This window comes from Streptomyces sp. NBC_00210 (assembly GCF_045160975.1).
Lineage (GTDB): Bacteria > Actinomycetota > Actinomycetes > Streptomycetales > Streptomycetaceae > Streptomyces.
The window spans coordinates 5,074,842-5,092,743 of the sequence record NZ_CP108120.1; the positions used below are offsets into that span (position 1 = coordinate 5,074,842).

The window sequence follows — 17,902 nt, forward strand, 5'->3', positions numbered from 1 at the left end:
CATGGGCGCGGGCCACACGCACAAGCTCTACCGGCACGGGCACTCGCCGGTCCACGCACTGCCGCCGCACTGCAAGCTCGCGGCCGTCCTGGCCTTCGTGCTCGTCGTGGTCTGCACGCCGCGCGAGGCGATGTGGGCCTTCGGGCTGTACGCGGTGCTGCTCGCCGCGGTCGCGGCCGCTGCCCATGTCCCTGCCGGATTTCTGCTGCGGCGCCTTCTCATCGAGATCCCGTTCGTGGCCTTCGCGGTCCTGATGCCCTTCGTCGTCCCCGGCGAGCAGGTCCACGTCCTCGGTCTGTCGGTGAGCGTCCCCGGTCTGTGGGGCGCCTGGAACGTCCTCGCCAAGGGCACACTCGGCGTCGCCGCCTCCGTGATCCTCGCCTCGACGACCGAGCTGCGCTCCCTGCTGCTCGGCCTGCAGCGGCTCAAACTGCCCCCGATGCTGGTCCAGATCGCGTCCTTCATGATCCGCTACGGCGATGTCGTCACCGACGAGATGCGCCGTATGTCGATCGCGCGCAGGTCGCGCGGTTTCGAGGCGAAGGGCGTGCGGCACTGGGGCGTCCTCGGCAAGTCCGCCGGTGCGCTCTTCATCCGCTCCTACGAACGCGGCGAGCGGGTCCACCTGGCCATGGTCAGCCGCGGGTACGCCGGGACCATGCCGGTCATCGACGAGGTGACCGCGAGCCGGGCGCAGTGGACCTACGCGGCCGCACTCCCCCTGACGGCTCTCGCCGTCTGTCTGCTGGGATGGACCCTATGACCACCGCATCTCTCGAGGTCAGCGGCCTCGCCTACGCCTACCCCGACGGCCACCAGGCGCTCTTCGGCGTCGACCTGACGGTCGGGCGCGGCGAGCGGGTCGCCCTGCTCGGCCCCAACGGTGCCGGCAAGACCACGCTCGTCCTGCACCTCAACGGCATCCTCGCGGGCGGCGTCGGCTCTGTCTCGGTCGCGGGCCTGCCGGTCGCCAAGGCGAACCTCGCGGAGATCCGCCGCCGGGTGGGCATCGTCTTCCAGGACCCGGACGACCAGCTCTTCATGCCGACGGTCAGGGAGGACGTGGCCTTCGGGCCGGCGGCGTCGGGGCTGCGCGGCGCGGAGCTGGAGGCGCGGGTCGTCTCGGCGCTGACCCGGGTCGGCATGGAGCGGTACGCGGACCGGCCCCCGCACCACCTCTCCTTCGGGCAGCGCCGCCGGGTCGCGGTCGCCACGGTGCTGGCGATGGAGCCGGAGATCCTGGTGCTGGACGAGCCCTCGTCCAATCTGGACCCGGCGTCGCGGCGTGAACTGGCCGACATCCTGCGGTCGTTGGACGTGACCGTGCTGATGGTGACGCACGACCTGCCGTATGCGCTGGAGCTGTGCCCGCGGTCGGTGATCCTCAGCGAGGGCGTGATCGCGGCGGACGGGGCGACGCAGAAGCTGCTGGGCGACGAGGAACTGATGCGGGCGCACCGGCTGGAGCTCCCGTTCGGCTTCGACCCCGCATCTGTTTCTCTTTGAACCCTCTCGTGATCCTTCTCGTGATCCCACTCGCCGAGCTTGGTCCCTCTCGCCGAGCTTGGTCCCTCTCGGCCGGGCTTGCTCCCTCCCGCTGAGCTGACCCGCGAGTCAAGTCCGGCGGAGCCCGTTGCACCATGGGGGGATGAGCGGGAGCGGAAGGGCAGGCGCAGTGGACGTCCGGGGCACGGTGACGGAGGCCTTCGAGCCGGTCAAGGACGCCTTCCTACGCAACTTCGAGCAGCGCGGCGAACGCGGCGCCGCCGTCGCCGTCTACCGGGACGGGCGCAAGGTCGTCGACCTGTGGGCAGGCACCAGGAACGCCGACGATGCAGCCGGCCATGAGCCGTGGGCCGTGGACACCGCACAGATCGTCCGCTCGGCGACCAAGGGCATCGCCGCGGCCGTCGTCCTCCTGCTCCACCAGCGCGGCCGGATCGACCTGGACGCCCCCGTCGGCACGTACTGGCCGGAGTTCAAGGCGGCGGGCAAGGAGCGCGTCGTCGTACGCCAACTGCTCTCGCACCGCGCCGGGCTGCCCGCCCTGGACCGCCCGCTCACCCCGGCCGAGGCCGCCGACGGCGTGAGCGGTCCGGCCGCGCTCGCCGCCCAGCGCCCCGCCTGGGAGCCGGGCACGGCACACGGCTACCACGCCCAGACCTACAGCTGGCTGCTCGGCGAACTGGTACGGCGCGTCACCGGCCGCACCATCGGCCGCTGGGTCGCCGAGGAAATCGCCCGCCCGCTCGGCCTGGACTTCTGGATCGGGCTGGCGCAGGACGAGGCACACCGGGTGGGGCGCCTCGGCCCGGTCGACGAGCCCGCGGCGGCGGACGGCGGCGGCCTCAAGCTGCGCCCCAAGCCCGCCGTCTCCGCGGCCTACCACGATCCCGAATCCCTCACCCGGCGCGCCTTCGGGGCGATCGACCCGGCCCCCGACGAGAACGACCCCGCCTACCGCGCCGCCGAACTCCCCGCGTCCAACGGCATCTCCACCGCCCGTGCGCTCGCCCGCTTCTACGCAGCCACCATCGGCGAGGTAGACGGCGGACGCCGGCTCTTCGCCCCCGCCACGCTCACTCTGGCCCGCACCGAGGAGTCGGCGGGAGCAGACCGCGTGCTGGTCGTGCCCACCCGCTTCGGCCTCGGCTTCATGCTGCACGGTCCGGCCTCCCCGCTGTTCGGCACGGGCTCCTTCGGCCACCCCGGCCGCGGCGGCTCGCTCGGCTTCGCCGACCCCGAGTCGGGCATCGCGCTCGGATACGTAACCAACGGTCTGCGCAAGGGTGTTACGGCGGATCCGCGGGCCCAGGCGCTGATCAGGGCGGTACGTTCAGCGCTATGAGCAGCGCGACGAGACGTTTCGAGGGGTACGGCGTACTGATCACGGGCACGACGCTGCGTGTGGACGGCGGACTGCTCGCGGTGAACACGGCGTTCATGCGGGCTGTCGAGGGCGACTGAACGGTTACGCCCCGCCTCTGACAGTCCGCTTCTCATAGCGCGGCTATGTCGGTCGGGGTGTCTGGCGGCGCTGCCCGGCCGCCAGGACGAAGGTCACGGTTATCAGCAGCGCCCACGCCCCGACCTTCGCCACCGACACCGGCTGCCAGCCACCGAGCTGGTCCGGATAGCTCCAGGCGCCCGCGTACGTCGCGATGTTCTCCGCGACCCAGAGGAAGAACCCGATGAGCACGAACGACAGAGCGAGCGGCATGCGATAGCTGTGCGCGCCCACGCGGTAGCGCACGAACGTCCTGGCGGTCGCGCACAGCAGCAGCGCGGCCAGCGCCCAGCGGAGGTCGGGCAGCCAGTGGTGGCTGAAGAAGTTCAGATAGACCGCACCGGCGAGGGCGGCCATGATCCGCGGGCGGTAGCCGTCCAGGCGCAGTTCGAACAGGTGCCAGGCACGGCAGACGTAACTGCCCACGGCCGCGTACAGAAACCCGCCGTACAGAGGCACCCCCGCGACCTTGGTCAGGGCCTCCTCCGGGTAACTCCAGGACCCCATCCGTACCTTGACCAGCTCGAAGAACAGCCCGATCAGATGACATCCGGCGATGACCGCGGTGTCACGGGCGCTGTCCCACCCGACCTTCCTGGCCAGCACCGCGAGCAGGATTCCGTACACCAGCACCAGGTCGTAGCGGGCGATCGGCAGGTCGTCGGGCAGGAGCCGCGAGACCGCGATGCCGCCGACGAGCGCGAACGCGAAGGCGCAGCAGCGGGCCTGCAGCCAGCCGAAGCGGAGCAGCTGATGAGCGCAGCGCGAGATCATCCCCATGCCGGGAGAGACGCCTGGAACACCCCGCGCGGTTCGATGATCCTCAACTCGCCCGCAGCGTCGGGCCGATGCCCACCACCAGCAGCCCCGCCGCCGCGGCCCTCGGACCGCCGCCGCGTCACGACAGGACCTAGTCGATCACGACCTGGCCGTGGGCCGGCTTGCCCGGGCCGTCCTTCTTCTCCGAGCCCTTCTCGGGTGCAGCCAGGCGTGGCAGACCGAGCCGACCGTTGCCCTTCTCCGGGTGGTTGTCGGGACCGCTCAGGTTCTTCCTGACCGAGTCCAGGATCGTCAGCCCCTGGCCGACCAGGCCCGCCGCGATCTCGCCGAGGCCGTCGGCGCCGTTGAGCACATTGACATTGGCGCCGGCGAGGCCGCCCGCGGCCTCCTTCACGATCTGCGGCAGCTGGTCAATCAGCATCCGGTCCAGCGCCACCCGGTCGTAGGAGGCTGCGGCTTCGGCCTGGATCTTCATCCGCTCCGCCTCGGCCACGGCCAGCACCCTGATCCGCTCGGCCTCGGCCTCGGCCGGCTTGACGATCTCGGCCATCAGCTCCTGCTGGCGGAGCTGGGCCGCGCGCTGGGCCAGCTCGGTCTGTGCGGCGAGCACCTCCTGCTGCGCGTGCGCCTTCGCCAGCGGCCCGGCCTGCGCCGCCTTGGCCTCTGCTCGTTCCACCTCCGCGGAGTACTCCGCCTTCACCACCGCGGTCTGCCGCGCGTACTCGGCCTGGTTCCGCGCGGCCACCTGCTGCGCCTCGACCGACGCCTGGGTGGCCTGGGCCTGGGCGATCTGGGCCTGCCGCTGGATGGCCGCCTTGTGCGGGGCCGACATCGCGTCGATGTAGCCGGTGTCGCCGTCGTCGATCGACTGGATCTGCAGCGAGTCCACGATCAGACCGATCTTGGCCATCTCGGTCTTCGAGGTGTCCAGGACCTCGGCCGCGAGCTTCTGCCGTTCGGTGACGATCTCCTCGACCGTCATCGAGCCGATGATGGCGCGCAAGTGGCCGGCGAAGATCCGCCCGGTCAGCACCGACATCTGGTCCTGGTCGGAGAGGAATCGCTGGCCCGCGTTGATGATGCTCTCGTGGTCATTGCCGACCTTGAAAGCGATCACGGCGCGGACGTGAAGTGCGATGCCCTGCCGGGTGACACACGTCTCGGTGACCTCGGACTCGCACATCGACAGTGTGAGGAAGCGCGTCTTGCGGAAGATAGGGAGCACGAACTTGCCGTGGCCTGTCACCACACGGAACGGCGCACCCCCCAGCCCACGCCTGCCTCCCGAGATCAGCATCGCCTCGTCGGGGGCGGGAACTCGGTAACCGAACATCGTTCGTCTCCTTAACCAGCGCCGACGGCGCCGCCGCCCAGCGCATCCAACGGATCGGCCCACTCGATGACGTCTACCTGGCGATTGCCACGGGATCCGATCACGAGCACGGTCGCGCCCCTCGGCAGGGGTTCTTCGGACCAGGCGAGGAATGTCTCGGATCCGCCTCTGACCCGCACCAGGATCTCGCCGGGACCGGCCGAACCACGTGTGCCGATGAGCAGCTCTCCCGGACAGCCGATCACGGCCTCGTCCTGTGCCACTGGCGGCCGCCTCCCTCGTTCTGTTCCCTGTTTCAGACCTTAGTCCTGCTGGGATCAGCGGCCTATCCTCGGGGGGTCCTACCTTGATCCAACAGGCCACGCCCGACCCAGGTCACCAGGGGGACCGCTGGTCGGTGGGCCTGTGTCCCGCCTGCATCGCGTCGGCTGACGATCAGGACCGTCTCCTCACCCCGACCGAACCGGCGAGGCTTGGCGCGGCCCCGACCAAGGTGGCTGGTCAGGGGCGCGATTCAACGTTACCGCTGGGTGAGGATCGGTCCCGTTCGGCGGTTGAAGGGGGAATTCGCAGCAGCGGAGGGAGCAGCAAAGCGCGCTTGTCGCTCTGCCTTCAGGAATTCTGGGGAAGGAGCTCGTTTGGCGGGACGGTTTTCTTCCGCTCTTGCATATGAGCGAAACCCATGAGGCCGATGAGGAGCGCAAGGAGCACGGCCGACGAGCCCGCCGTGCCAAGGTCGAGGCCGCCCTTGGCGAGGGGCTTGGTCAGGAAGTCACCGGCGGTGGCCCCGAGGGGGCGGGTGAGCACGAAGGCGATCCAGAACAGCAGGACGTTCGGCACGACAGGTACGCGCATGAGGGCGAGGAGTACGGACAGCAGCCCGGCGACGAGAAGCGCGCCACCCGCGTAGCCGAGTCCGGAGCTGTCGGACAGGAAATCACCCATGGAAGTCCCGAGCGTGTTCGACACGAGAATCGCCGACCAGAAGAGGGCCTCTCCGCGGAAGGTGGTGATGTCGCGGATGGAGAACGTCAGCCCGCTGAACTTCCAGACGATGAAGATGGCGATCAGGAGCGAGGTCAGGATCGTGGCACCAACGGGGTATCCCCATCCAAGACCCTGCGGCCCCCAGCCCAGCGATGTGGCCCCGTTGGAGAGGTAATCGGCGCTGGCGTCGCGGTTCATGAAGTCGGACATCGTGGTGCCGGCCGTGCTGGTGGACAGGATGACGGTCCAGTAGAAGAAGGGGTTGTAGCGCTTGGACCTGAGCTGAACGACCAGCGTGACGACGAAGATCAGGAAAAGTGCGATCGTGGTGAGAAAGTAGCCGACTTTGAGGGTCTGGGCGAAGAGGTCACCAGCCGTCTCACCGAGGGTCGTCGCGGCGATCTTCATGATCCAGAAGGCCAGGGTGACTTCCGGAAGTTTCTTCATCACGTACTTGTCGGTGCTGGCGACGTTCAATTCGGTAAGGGGCTCCGGCTTTTCCAACGTCAATCTCCCCTGGTGGTCAAGAATCGGCGCCTCACGGCCCTGGAGTGAGGGAGCAGCCTTGCGAGTTGCTGATGGGCGGACCTCAACGTGCTGCGGCGCGCGAGATACCCGTATGCGGTGATGCTGCGTGTCCGCCCGCGCGTTCTTGCTTCCCGTAATACGGATGCCGAACGCACGGCGTTCAGTGCCCTCATGGCGCGGTTGTGGTGTGCGCGTTCAGCGTCGCGGATGCCTGGTCACGGATTACATCAGAAGGAGTCCTGAGGTACCTGCAACCCTGAACCATCGGAGTTGCGCGCTCTTTCGGCTACGCCCATGGGGCATCGCCTTCGACGGAACGGCCTGTTCTGCCTGGCCTCGCCGTTTTGCCTGAGCTCTCTGCGCTTGCACGGAGCTTCGCGATGCCTTGGAGGGCGGGAGGCGACGGAGATGTGCGCCGACACCAGCGGTGTCCGGGACAGCCTGCCGGTGCGGGCGGTCCCGGGGCCGTCCTCAGGTGCCGGCGGCGCTCACAGCCGGCAGAACAGTCGTCCCGCGTTGCGCAGGGAGTGGGCCGCGACCTGCTTGCCGAGGACCAGGCCGACCTCGTCGGCCGTGCGGGTGTGGATGCCCGAGAACACGCGTGCGTCCAGGTTCTCCTCGGACAGCTGGTGCCAGGAGGTGTAGGTGCGGGTCACCCCCGGGGCGGTGGGGCTGGTCATCGTGAACGGCGCCGTGCGCGACCCGGTGAGCACCGAGAGGATCGTCTCCGCCGCACCGGCGTAGGTGTTGTGACCGCTGGGGTATTCGGGGTGGGACGGTGCGGCGTGAAGCGACGTCCACTGGGGGTCGGGGTCGATCGTGCCGGTGCGGATGGCCGTGACCGGGCGCCAGCGCAGGTAGGTGTACTTGCTGTCGGACGTGGCGATCTGCGTGTCCACCAGGGCGACGTGGAACAGCGCCACCAGCCTGGCCTTCCCGGCCGTGGACGACGACGACCGGGACACGGCCACCCGCAGCGGCTCGGTGAAGATCGGCAGCGAGCCGCCGAGCCAGAAGGTGGCGGTCTCGGTCTGTCGCGGGGTGCGTCGGGTGCTGTTCTCGGCACCGTAGGCACGGACCTCGGCCAGGTCGGTGCGGTAGCGCGCGGAGTCCAGGGCGGGCGGCGCGGGCACCCGGAACTGGTCGGCCCTCTCCAGCAGGAAGGGCTTGGCGAAGCGGTTGCCGTTCTGCTGGGCGGCCGCGAGGGCGGGCGGGGTCGGCTGCCACACTCCCGCAGTCGCGGGCGGCACAGTGAACGGTTTGTTCACCGAGGCCGGGTCCAGGCCGTCGTCCTTCCGGGACGCGAGCACCAGCCGCGCCTCGCGGGCACCGGCCGCCACACCGCGGGTCTCGGCCGGACCGTCGGAAATGCGGCCCAGTGTCGTGGCGAGTGCGGCGTCCAGCTCCTTGGCGCGGGAGGGGACGAGGCTGACCAGCGCGTCGTGCACGGCGGAGGCCACGGCGGCGTCCTGGAAGTCGCGCCGGGCGACGCCGGACGGCACCGTTTGTGTGGCCCGCGCCGCCGCGAGCCAACTGATCGCCCAGGTACGGCTGTTGGTGATCTGGGTCTGGGCGCCGCCGGCCGCGACGGTCGCGGCCGTGGTGTCGTACCAGTCGAGCGCCACGGACGGACGCGGCCCCTGTTCGGCCGCCACGACGGGGGATGCGGTGGCGGACGCGGCCAAGAACGCGGCCGAGCCCAACGCCACCGCGGTGGTGCGGAGGGGACGGGCCCTACGGCGGGTCTTCGCTGGATTCACTCGTACTCCTTCACGGGTCGTCCGCTCCGAACGCCGAAGGAGTCCGGATGCCTGCGACCTCGGCGTTCACAGAAGCGATTGGTCCGATCCCAGCAGCGCGTCCCGCCCATGGCCAGGGTTACAGACCGTAAGGTCCAGAACTTTCGGGGAAGGCGGGGGGCCTTTCGGTGGGGAGTGGGGCCGGGCCGATCCCGATCCGGTCGCAGTCCCGATCCCGATCGCGATTCCCCTAATTGTGCTTGCGGGCTCCCGACGAGTGAACGATCCCAACGGTCCGGCAGAGACCGAACGTCCACACTTCTTCTCGCCGTTGAGTGCCGCGTGTGTGCATCCGCAATGCGCGTACCTGCTGTTAGTGCCAGCCATGCGCATGCCCAGGTCAGAGCCGGCGGCTCACGGCAAGGTGGGGCGGGCCAACTCGGAGAAGCTATCCAGAGAGGCCTTTGTCCCTGGTGAAGGGGGCCAACGACGGCTGACCGATGGCGGCCATCAGGTCGACGACCGCGATCGCCTTCTACGCTCATCTGAGGGCTGCAAATGCTCTTGGACTACTTGAGGCGGTCCAGTAGGGCGGCCACGCGCAGGGTGTCGGGGTGGTTGTCGCCCAGGACCCGCCGTTGCCGGGGCAGGGTGTCCTCGCCCAGGGTGCGGGCTTGTTCCGTCTGTCCCAGATCCGCCAGACGGAGGGTGAGGTTGTGGGCGGTGGTCAGGGTGTCGGGGTGGTCTTCGCCCAGTACCCGGCGTCGCCGGGTCAGGGTGTCGCTGTCCAGGGCGCGGGCCTGTTCCGTATGATCCAGCTCCGCCAGGTCAACGGCTAGGTTGCCGGCGGTGGTCAGGGTGTCGGGGTGGTCTTCGCCCAGCACTTGCCGTTGCCGGGTCAGGGTGTCCTCGCCCAGGGCGCGGGCTTGTTCCGTCTGCCCCAGATCCGCCAGACGGAGGGCGAGGTTGCTGGCGGCGGCGAGGGTGTTGGGGTGGTCCTCCCCCAGCAGCCGTCGTCGCCGGGTCAGGGTGTCCTCGGCCAGGGCGTGGGCCTGTTCCGTCTGCCCCAGCGCGGCCAGACAGTTTGCGAGGTTGCTGCCGGTGGTCAGGGTGTCGGGGTGGTCGTCGCCCAGGATCCGCCGATGCCGGCCCAGAGTGTCCTCGGCCAGGGCGCGGGCACGGGTGTGGTCGTTGGTGTCGCTGTAGGCGCGGGTCAAAATCATCGCCGTTCCCAGAGTGCTGGCGTGGTCGCGGCCCAGCTGCCCAGTCCAGGTGCGGTAGAGCTCTTCCAGGCGTGGCAGGACGGTGCGGGCGCCGCCGCGGTCCATCAGGTACCAGCAGGCATCGCCGGCCGCATGTCGGGCTTTCCGGGTGGTGAGGTCGGTGGGGGCAACAGCGAGCAGATGCGGCAGGGCGTCGGGCCAGCGCGGCCAGGTGGCAGGATCGGCTGCGTCACCGGGGTAGGCGGCGGCCAGCAGGAGGCTGGCGTTGTGGGCAGCGAGGGCGTGCTGGTCGGGGTTGAGCTGGTCGCGCAGGATGGCCTGGGTCAGACGGTGCAACTGCACGCTGCCGCCGCTCACGCGGGCCAGCCCGAACCGGTCCAGGACCGTCAGCACCCGCCGGACGGCGCGCGGGTCCGAAAGCACCCGCACCACCGTGGAGCCGTTGCCCTCGTCATCTTCTGCGGCTTTGGACGGGGTGCAGGCGTGCAGGGGGAAGGGCTCGGGTGCCAGCAGCGCACACGCCTGCAACAGTCCGGCTGCGTCGGGGTCCTGCTCGGCCAGGCGCTGAGTGCTCAGCTTGACCTGCGCGGCCAGCGACCGGGGATAGTCCGGCGGGGTGCCGTCCTCGGTCGCGTCACTGGGATTGCGTTCCAGCAGCGCCAGGTACTGATCCGGGGTGAAGGCGGTCAGGGTCTCGGCCGCCTGCACCAACGCCAGCGGCAGATCATCCAAAGCGGCGGCCAGCCGGTCCGCGTCCCGGGCGCTCAAGTCCCGACTGCGCGCCTGCAGCAGGGCGACGGACTCCCCCCGGGCCAGCACCGCAACATCGACCGGGGCGGCAACCTGGTGCCAGCGGGGATTGCGCGAGGTGATCAGCACATGACCGGACGCGGCCGGGAGATACGCGGCCAGCGCGGCGGGGTCCTCGGCGTTGTCGAACACCAGCAGCCACCGTGCCCTGGTACGTAACTCCACCCCCAACGCCGCCACCGCCTCGGCCTGAGGCGTATCGGGCCGGGCGCAGCCGGTCGCCACCGCCAGGGCGGCCAGCTGCTCGGGGATCAGGGCCGCATCCTCCGCCCGCACCCACCAGGCCAGTTCGTACTCGCCGCTGAACCGGTAGGCGTACTCGATGGCAAGCTGCGTCTTGCCCACCCCGCCCCAGCCGTTCAGCGCCAGCACCGCCACCGCCCGCGTACCGGCCAGCCGGGTGCGGACCTGCACCAGCAACTCATCGCGACCGGTGAACCCGGCATTACGGGGCGGGATGTTCCACACCCGCGGCAGACTGCCCGGCAAACGCGGCCCCGTCGCCCCAACCTGACGCAACCGCCCAAGCCCGTTGCCCGGAAAGGCGGGCGGGCTGCTCGGGGACCCCGGCGGGCCCTGCACAGCCTGCAACAACACCGTCCGGGCCTGCTCCTCGCCCAGCCCGAACAACTCCGGGGCCAGCAACGGCTTCACAATCCGCGGGACGGAGACGTCCTCGACCCGCACCGGCACCCACTTCTCCCGGGCGGCCAGCACCGCAGTCCACTCCTCGGTGGTGAACCGTGCGGTGTCGAAATACGCCTCGGAGAACAGCGCCACCATCCGGCCCCGCTCCAGGGCCTCATTCATCCTCAGGACGAAGTTGTCCCCCGCCCCCCAATGCCACACATCCAGCTCGATCTCATACCCGGCATCCTGCAACTGCCAGGCCACCCACTCCGCCCACGCACGATCCGCACCCGCATGAGAGATGAACAACCGCTCACCGCCCACAACGCCCCCGCTGCCCACCACCCAGCCACCCCCGGCTCCGTCCCACACCGAGGCTAGAGCCCCGCACCCCCCACGACCGCGACTTCGCCCGAACCCAACTGGATGAAGAGGCCGACTCCCGGTGGCTTCCCGCGAGGCTCCGCCCGGTCGGGCACGCGAGGTGCACGACTACGCTCGCTCCATGGCTGCCATCGAACCGACCGATCCGAAGAGCGAGCTGGAGAAGGGGCGCGTCCCCCTCTGGCTCGACCCTGAGGACCTTCGGTGGCTCTCCCCTTTGTTGCTGTCCTCCGGACGCATCCGAGGAGGAGCGCGAACGCTGCGGACGTGTCCGTTTCCGGGCGAGTGCGGCGCTCCACAAGCACAGCTCCGAGCGCTGATGGCGAAGGCCCGTGGAAACCGGCGCTGTGTCCGGGGCCCTGCCGAAGCGGAGCAGCTGATGTGCCCAGTGCGAGATCATCCCCATGCCGGGAGAGGCGCCTGGAACACCCCGCGCGGTTCGATGATCCTCAACTCGCCCGCAGCATCAGACCGATGCCCACCACCATCAGCCCCGCCGCCGCGATCCTCGGACCGCCGAACTTCTCCTTGAAGAACACCGCCCCGATCGCGGCTCCGACGATTATCGACGACTCGCGGAGCGCCGCTATGGGCGCCAGCGGTGCCTTGGTCTGCGCCCACAGCACCAGCCCGTACGCCGATACCGAAAGCAGCGCGCCGAGCAGCCCGCGGGCCGCGTACGGGCGCAACTGGGCGAGCAGGCCGCCCCGGTGGACGTACAGCGTGTACGCCGGGATCAGCGCCCCCTCCAGGATCATCAGCCAGGCGATATAGCCGAGCGGCGTGCCCGAGGCGCGTACGCCGACACCGTCGACCACCGTGTACGCGGCGATCGACAGACCGGTCGCCAGCGCGGCCAGCAGCGCCGGCCAGTGCGGATGGGCATCCGAGCCCCTGATGCCCCACAGGGCCACGCCCACCAGGCCCGCCGAGGCGACCACCACGCCCGCCAGCTGCCAGCCGTTGAGGCTCTCGCCGACGAACAGCGCCGCGAGCACGGTCACCACCAGCGGCGCCGTACCCCGGGCGATGGGATACATCTGGCCGAAGTCGCCCAGAGTGAACGATCGCATCAGCAGCGCCTGGTAGCCGATGTGGAGCAGCGCGGAGGCGATCAGATACGGCCAGGCGGCGGCCTCGGGCAGTGGGGAGAAGCAGGCGAGCGCCGCCCCGATGACCGTGCCGCCGCCGGCGATCAGTGTGAAGGCGACCAGCTGGTCCCTGATGGTGTGGGCAAGGGCATTCCAGCTGGCGTGTGTGACCGCGGCTATCAGGACGGCCGTGGCGACGAGGACCGTCACGCCGTGCGCTCGCGCACGTCCACCAGCGCGCCGCCCGCGTGCGCGATCAGCGACTTGGGGTCGAGCGGGAAAACCGCGTGCGGGGTCCCGGCCGCCGCCCACACCACGTCGTGGTCGAGCAGGGCGCGGTCGGCCAGCACCCGGGTCCTGGTGGCGTGCCCGAAGGGCGGTACGCCGCCGATCGCGTAGCCGGTGGTCTCCCGGACGAGATCGGCGTTCGCGCGCTTCACGGACTCGGCGCCCAGCTCCTGCCGTACGCGCTCGACGTCCACCCGCGAGGAGCCGTCCATCAGCACCAGGACCGGCACACCGTCCGCCTCGAAGATCAGCGACTTGACGATCTCGCTGACGTGACAGCCGATCGCGGCGGCTGCCTCGGCGGCGGTGCGAGTGGCGTCGGGGAAGCGCCGGACCGGGACCTCGAGCCCCAGCTCGCGCAGAGCCTCGGCGAAACGGGGGTGCGCGTCGGTGTCTTGAGTGCTCATGGCACGCACGCTAGCGGTGGCTGTACGGGCCATGCGAGTGGCTTTCCTGCGCCATGGCCGGGCAGCCCGGGACTCACGCCGGGCTCGTGGGACTCACCCGCGCCGACGCCACTCCGCGGGCCAGCGCGAGCCCGGGCCACTCCGCGAGCCCGCGGAACCATCCCAACGGGACGCTCACCGTGCGCGCAGCACCGACGCCACCACCGGACCCGCCGCGTCGCCGCCGTGCCCGCCGGACTGCACGACCGCGGCCGCGGCCAGATCGTCGGCGAACCCGGTGAACCAGCTGTTGGACTTGCCCTGTCCGTCGACCTCCGCGGAGCCGGTCTTCGCGCCCTTGTCGCCGCCGACACTCGCCATCGCGGCCTGACCCGTGCCGTTCTGCGCGGTGGCCCGCATCATCTCGCGCAACGCCTGCGCGATGGAGCCCGGCAGGGGCTGCGCGGTGGCCAGTTCACGGTTGTCGAGGGACTGCGGGACGATCACCGGCTGGTGGAAGCCGCCGCTCTTCGCGGTGGCGGTGATGGACGCCATGTTGAGCGCGTTCATGGTGACCTTGCCCTGCCCGATGTACGAGGCGGCGGTCTCCGCGCCCGACGACTCGGGCACGCTGCCGTCGACGCTGACGACGCCCGTCTGCCAGTCGAGGCCGATGCCGAAGTACTTGCGGGCCGTCTCGCCCAGTGCCGTTCCGGCGATGCCCTTCTTGTTGAGCGGCTTGACGGCCTTGATGAAGGCGGTGTTGCACGAGCGCCGGAAGCTGTCCTTGAAGGTGCCGTTCTTGATCTCGAACCGGTCGAGATTCTGGAACTTCACGCCTTCCCACGTCACGTCCGGCGGACACTCCACCTTGGCGCCCGGGCCCTTGACGACACCGTTGTCCATCATCATCGCCGACGACACGATCTTCATCGTGGAGCCCGGCGCCTGCGCGCCCATCATCGCCGTGTTGTAGCCGCCCGCCGGGCTGTTGGCGACGGCCCGGATCTCACCCGTGCTCGGCTTGATCGCGACCACGGACGCCTGGCCGTACTGCTTCACGGCCTTCTCCGCCGCCGCCTGCACATCCGCGTCCAGCGTGGTCTTCAGCGTGCCTTCCTTGCCCTTGGTGAGGGTCAGCAGGCTCTGATCGGCCACATTCTGGTCGCTCGACGCGACGACAAGCTCGATGCCCGCCGTCCCGCCCGCGTCCTCGCCGTACTTCTTGCGCAGCGCGTCCAGAACGGGCCCGAGCGAGGGGTACTTCTCCTTCGTCAGCTCCCGGTCCTTGCGGTCGACGGCCTTGATCGGCGGGGCCGACGCCTGCTCCGTCTTGAGTGTCGTGCCCTTCGTCAGCTTGGGATGCACAACAGTCGGCGACCAGGCGACGAGCGGCCTGCCGGTGGTCAGCCCGCGGACCACGGTCAGCTCGGAGGTGTACGACCAGGGCTTGCTCTGCCCCTCGTACGACACCGTCGCCTTCACCGTGAACGGCACCTTGGCGCCGACGGCCTTCCCCGGCGTGATCACGGCCGCGGAGACATGTGCCTGATCCCGGTATCCGGCGAGCAACGGCTCGGCCTCGGACGCGTTGTTGGTCAGCTGCGCGGCCTCGGACGCCTTACCGCTCGCCCACGCCGACAGGAAGTCCTTCGCGGTCGTGTCGATCTCGTCCGCACTCGGCGGCCCGGACCTCTTGGTCTCGGACGCGGACTTGGTACCCGTCCCAGCGCCGCCGGTCAGCCCGCTGTACAGGTTGTATCCCCCGTAGCCGACGCCACCGGCGACGACCAGAAACACGCCGCCGACGACGGCGACCTTCGCTCCACTGCGCATTGCTGCGTTCCCCTCCCAGGAGCGCGGCTCTTGAACATGTTCAAGAGCGGCATCGCATGCACTCTACGGGACAGGAGTGACAGTCGTCGCGGCTGTTACGAGACCGCGACGATGGGCCGGGAACCGCGACGACCAAGCGGAATCAGTCCGGCTTTCGGGGTGCGGCGGCCAGGCAGGCGCGACAGTCACCTGGTTCCGGCGAGCGGAAGGCCCGGTCGCAGCTGTCGCAGTTCTGGAGCGGGTGCTGTTGGGCACGTGCGCGGAACGGGGGTGGCGATGGAAGTCGGACGGTGAGCCGGTGGGCGAGGAGGCCGACGGGGCGGCGCACACCGTCGGGCAGGAGATCGGCGGTCAGGGCGTGCCGTACGGCGGCGGGGCTGACGTCACGCTCCAGCCATGCGGCGACCCCTGGTGCCAGGCGGTCCGCGTCCCGTGCGGAGAGAAGCAGGCGCGGGTCCTGGTGGTGCAGTCCTGCGAGGAGTTCGGTGGCGGCCTGAAGGAGGGGCGGGGCGGGGAAGGCGGGCTGCGGTACGTGCAGGGGCGAGGTTTTGCGGCGCGGTTCGGGGCAGCGAGGGGCGGGGGCGGCCGGTGGGTCCGTACGTCCGGGGTCGGGCGGGCAGGGGCGGTCGGCCGCCTTGCTGGGGTGAGGGTGTCGCTCGGCGGCGGGCTGGTTGCAGGAGACGGTGCGGGTGACGATCCGACCACCGGGAACGCGCTCGCGCGCCCGCCGCAGATAGCCATGGGCCTCCAGCTCGCGCAGAGCGCCGGAGATGCCGTCCGCGCCCTCGGGAAAGCGGGCGGCCAGGGTCTTGATGTCCACGCTTCTCTTCCGTTCCTTGGGAAAGACCGCCCGTGCGCCCGGAACACGGGTGCCCGTGCTCCGGTGGAACGTGCGGCGATGCGCCGTTCTCCGGCACGAGGTCCCGCCTCGCAGTCACGTCCGCCACGTGGGCGGGCTTCGTGTCGTACGCCTCCGGAAGCTGACGTCGCAACTGCCCACGCTTCCTTCACGGTTGAACCCGAATAGCCCGGCCCGAACACGCCCGTGGTCCGTGGTGCCGGTCAGTTGGGTGCGGGCGCCCTGGCTGACGCAGCCGCAATCAAATCGGCCCCTGCCCAGAAAACCTGGCGGGGCCGATTCTTGCTACTCCGTGATCGCTGGCGCTCGCCGCCCTGGCTGACGGTCAGTCAGCCTGGTGGAAGGCCCTGAGTCCGACCGGGCTGCAGCCGCGCACGATGCTGGGTCCCGGGCCGGCCTTGATGGATCCGTTTACGACGAGCTGCACTGTGTTGTCGTACACCTCGTCGCAGTTGGTGTGCTTGGTCGGGGCGTAACAAGCCACCCGGATACGCGGGTTGAGCACCGAGGTGGCGCAGTCGGCGTTGCTTCCGAGGTCGGAGATGATGTGACCGCTGATGTTGACGGCCTTGGGTCCGTTGTTGATGACCACGAGCACCATCTGTGCGTCATCTTTGGCGTTGTGGATCCAGCAGCCCTGGAACCCCACATCCTTATAGACGTGATGCGTGATGGTGTCCGCGCACAACATCCCCTCGACGGGGGTAAACGGCTTCCAGTTGGTCGCCGCCGAAGCAGGACCAACCGCCAGAGCCGTCATCCCCACAGCTGCCGCAGCAAGAGTCAACCCACGCCCGATCGCGCGCATGCGGAACTTCACAGTTGTTCCCCCCACAAAATTGATCACTTGTGCGAGCACAGTAGCCACGCCGAAACCTCGAGGGCAACCAGCGCTCCGGCGCCGGGAGGCGGCTACGATGCGCACGCTCCCGAGGCGAACCCGCGGCCAGGCGGGCTGCCTCAGGCCGGTGCAGCGATTCGCCGCTGCGCGTCACAGAACGACCACTATGCAGCCGTGATCACCCGAAGTGCCCGATGATGACCCTCTCAACACGCAATATCCTGGGGGGATCATGCGCACCCGCACCACCGCGGTCATCGCCACCGCACTCCTGCTCACCAGCCTCAGTGCCTGCGGACCGACCGGTAGCAGCTCGTCGGAAAAGCCGACGAAAAATGACACCAGTGCACCAGCCGCCGGGAAGGGCGGCGGATCCGAGACAGCCTCACTGCCCGACTTCGTAGGCAAAGGCCTCCAGTCAGCCCAGGACGAAGCCCAAGCCGCCGGCTTCTATGCCCTCGCCTCACACGACTCTCTCGGCCGTGGCCGCATGCAAGTCCTGGATCGTCACTGGAAGGTCTGCTCGCAGACCCCGGCGCCCGGCAGCCATTCCACGGACACCAAGGTCGACTTCGGTACGGTGAAGCTCGACGAGGACTGTCCCGCAGGCGGCGACCAGGCCGAGCCGGAACCCGCAGGCAAGACCATGCCCAACCTCAAGGGCAAGTCGGTCAAGGTCGCGCGCCAGACCCTCGACTCGTCGACCAGCATCGCGGTCCACGACAGTACTGGTCAGGACCGCATAGTGATCGTCGAATCCAACTGGCAGGTCTGCCGGACCGAACCCGCCGCCGGGGCCAAGCTCGACGGACAGCCAGTCACCATCGACGCAGTGAAGTTCACCGAGGACTGCTGACCGCACGCAGGAGTTGGTGCCCCGTGGCCGGCGGCAAGACGAGTCCGGGTGCGCGGTGTCGGCCCGTCTCGGTTTCCGTCTCATCCAGCCGCGGTCGCGGTCGTTCAGATGAGACTCGGAGCCAAGCTCATCTCGGCTGCCAACCGCCGGTGAACCAAGGTGAACGGCCTCTGTAGCCCAGTGGCCGCAGCTGTGGAAAGGCAGGTCACCAAGATCAGCAGTAGACCCAGGGTTTGAAGACAGGCCTTGACTCACCCATTGAGGTCCGGAGCGACCGTACAGACCCCGGGGTCTGTCCGGCGGACCTTCGCGGATCAGTCCGCG

The 17,902-nt window shown here is 69.6% G+C and carries 15 protein-coding genes and 1 pseudogene; 5 read left to right on the plus strand and 11 right to left on the minus strand.

Going from position 1 to position 17,902, the window contains the following annotated elements; all coding sequences use genetic code 11:
* The first annotated feature begins 1 nt into the window (after nucleotide 1).
* From cbiQ to OG729_RS23090, 4 genes are all read left to right on the plus strand, one after another.
* Nucleotides 2-763 carry a cobalt ECF transporter T component CbiQ gene (gene cbiQ / locus OG729_RS23075; protein ID WP_405807936.1) on the plus strand — a complete coding sequence of 254 codons (762 nt, stop codon included), beginning with the start codon at nucleotides 2-4 and terminating at the stop codon, nucleotides 761-763.
* Nucleotides 751-1,506 carry an energy-coupling factor ABC transporter ATP-binding protein gene (locus OG729_RS23080; RefSeq protein ID WP_405807937.1) on the plus strand — a complete coding sequence of 252 codons (756 nt, stop codon included), beginning with the start codon at nucleotides 751-753 and terminating at the stop codon, nucleotides 1,504-1,506. The genes cbiQ and OG729_RS23080 overlap by 13 nt, the downstream gene beginning before the upstream one ends.
* 169 nt (nucleotides 1,507-1,675) lie before the next feature.
* Complete coding sequence (locus OG729_RS23085; RefSeq protein WP_405811245.1) at nucleotides 1,676-2,848, plus strand: serine hydrolase domain-containing protein; 1,173 nt, start codon at nucleotides 1,676-1,678, stop codon at nucleotides 2,846-2,848.
* The gene (locus tag OG729_RS23090; RefSeq protein ID WP_405807938.1) at nucleotides 2,845-2,967 is read left to right on the plus strand and encodes a hypothetical protein; all 123 of its coding nucleotides are present in this window, start codon (nucleotides 2,845-2,847) and stop codon (nucleotides 2,965-2,967) included. The genes OG729_RS23085 and OG729_RS23090 overlap by 4 nt, the downstream gene beginning before the upstream one ends.
* Before the next feature lie 43 nt (nucleotides 2,968-3,010).
* On the opposite strand, the gene OG729_RS23095 is transcribed toward OG729_RS23090, so the two are convergent.
* From OG729_RS23095 to OG729_RS23145, 11 genes and pseudogenes are all read right to left on the minus strand, one after another.
* A complete protein-coding gene (locus OG729_RS23095) occupies nucleotides 3,011-3,787 on the minus strand; it encodes a DUF817 domain-containing protein (protein WP_405807939.1) in 777 nt (258 codons plus the stop codon).
* A gap of 130 nt (nucleotides 3,788-3,917) precedes the next feature.
* Nucleotides 3,918-5,120, minus strand: a complete 1,203-nt coding sequence (locus OG729_RS23100; protein WP_405807940.1) for a flotillin family protein — start codon at nucleotides 5,118-5,120, stop codon at nucleotides 3,918-3,920.
* 11 nt (nucleotides 5,121-5,131) lie between these two features.
* The gene (locus OG729_RS23105; protein ID WP_355829128.1) at nucleotides 5,132-5,383 is read right to left on the minus strand and encodes a hypothetical protein; all 252 of its coding nucleotides are present in this window, start codon (nucleotides 5,381-5,383) and stop codon (nucleotides 5,132-5,134) included.
* 349 nt (nucleotides 5,384-5,732) lie between these two features.
* A complete protein-coding gene (locus tag OG729_RS23110; RefSeq protein WP_405807941.1) occupies nucleotides 5,733-6,584 on the minus strand; it encodes a hypothetical protein in 852 nt (283 codons plus the stop codon).
* A 539-nt stretch (nucleotides 6,585-7,123) separates the two neighbouring features.
* A complete protein-coding gene (locus OG729_RS23115) occupies nucleotides 7,124-8,395 on the minus strand; it encodes a vanadium-dependent haloperoxidase (RefSeq protein ID WP_405807942.1) in 1,272 nt (423 codons plus the stop codon).
* Between the two features lie 548 nt (nucleotides 8,396-8,943).
* Nucleotides 8,944-11,409 carry an FxSxx-COOH system tetratricopeptide repeat protein gene (fxsT, locus tag OG729_RS23120; RefSeq protein WP_405807943.1) on the minus strand — a complete coding sequence of 822 codons (2,466 nt, stop codon included), beginning with the start codon at nucleotides 11,407-11,409 and terminating at the stop codon, nucleotides 8,944-8,946.
* A 461-nt stretch (nucleotides 11,410-11,870) separates the two neighbouring features.
* Nucleotides 11,871-12,722 carry an EamA family transporter gene (locus OG729_RS23125; protein WP_405807944.1) on the minus strand — a complete coding sequence of 284 codons (852 nt, stop codon included), beginning with the start codon at nucleotides 12,720-12,722 and terminating at the stop codon, nucleotides 11,871-11,873.
* Complete coding sequence (locus OG729_RS23130; RefSeq protein WP_360882469.1) at nucleotides 12,719-13,207, minus strand: YbaK/EbsC family protein; 489 nt, start codon at nucleotides 13,205-13,207, stop codon at nucleotides 12,719-12,721. Before OG729_RS23130 ends, OG729_RS23125 begins: the two co-directional genes overlap by 4 nt.
* Before the next feature lie 174 nt (nucleotides 13,208-13,381).
* On the minus strand, nucleotides 13,382-15,022 hold the full coding sequence (locus OG729_RS23135; protein WP_405807945.1) for a penicillin-binding transpeptidase domain-containing protein: 1,641 nt from the start codon (nucleotides 15,020-15,022) through the stop codon (nucleotides 13,382-13,384).
* A gap of 142 nt (nucleotides 15,023-15,164) precedes the next feature.
* Nucleotides 15,165-15,842: pseudogene (locus OG729_RS23140) on the minus strand (helix-turn-helix domain-containing protein); the annotation flags it as partial.
* 364 nt (nucleotides 15,843-16,206) lie between these two features.
* A complete protein-coding gene (locus OG729_RS23145) occupies nucleotides 16,207-16,749 on the minus strand; it encodes a hypothetical protein (protein WP_360882461.1) in 543 nt (180 codons plus the stop codon).
* Between the two features lie 205 nt (nucleotides 16,750-16,954).
* Between OG729_RS23145 and OG729_RS23150 the strand changes: the two genes are divergently transcribed.
* Nucleotides 16,955-17,578, plus strand: a complete 624-nt coding sequence (locus tag OG729_RS23150; protein ID WP_405807946.1) for a hypothetical protein — start codon at nucleotides 16,955-16,957, stop codon at nucleotides 17,576-17,578.
* Nucleotides 17,579-17,902: the final 324 nt, after the last annotated feature.

Coding starts and splice junctions, on each gene's coding strand:
- OG729_RS23100 (WP_405807940.1), bottom strand. CDS start 5,120: ATGTTCGGTTACCGAGTTCCCGCCCCCGACGAGGCGATGCTGATCTCG.
- OG729_RS23130 (WP_360882469.1), bottom strand. CDS start 13,207: ATGAGCACTCAAGACACCGACGCGCACCCCCGTTTCGCCGAGGCTCTG.
- OG729_RS23080 (WP_405807937.1), top strand. CDS start 751: ATGGACCCTATGACCACCGCATCTCTCGAGGTCAGCGGCCTCGCCTAC.
- OG729_RS23090 (WP_405807938.1), top strand. CDS start 2,845: ATGAGCAGCGCGACGAGACGTTTCGAGGGGTACGGCGTACTGATCACG.
- OG729_RS23135 (WP_405807945.1), bottom strand. CDS start 15,022: ATGCGCAGTGGAGCGAAGGTCGCCGTCGTCGGCGGCGTGTTTCTGGTC.
- OG729_RS23150 (WP_405807946.1), top strand. CDS start 16,955: ATGCGCACCCGCACCACCGCGGTCATCGCCACCGCACTCCTGCTCACC.
- cbiQ (WP_405807936.1), top strand. CDS start 2: ATGGGCGCGGGCCACACGCACAAGCTCTACCGGCACGGGCACTCGCCG.
- OG729_RS23095 (WP_405807939.1), bottom strand. CDS start 3,787: ATGGGGATGATCTCGCGCTGCGCTCATCAGCTGCTCCGCTTCGGCTGG.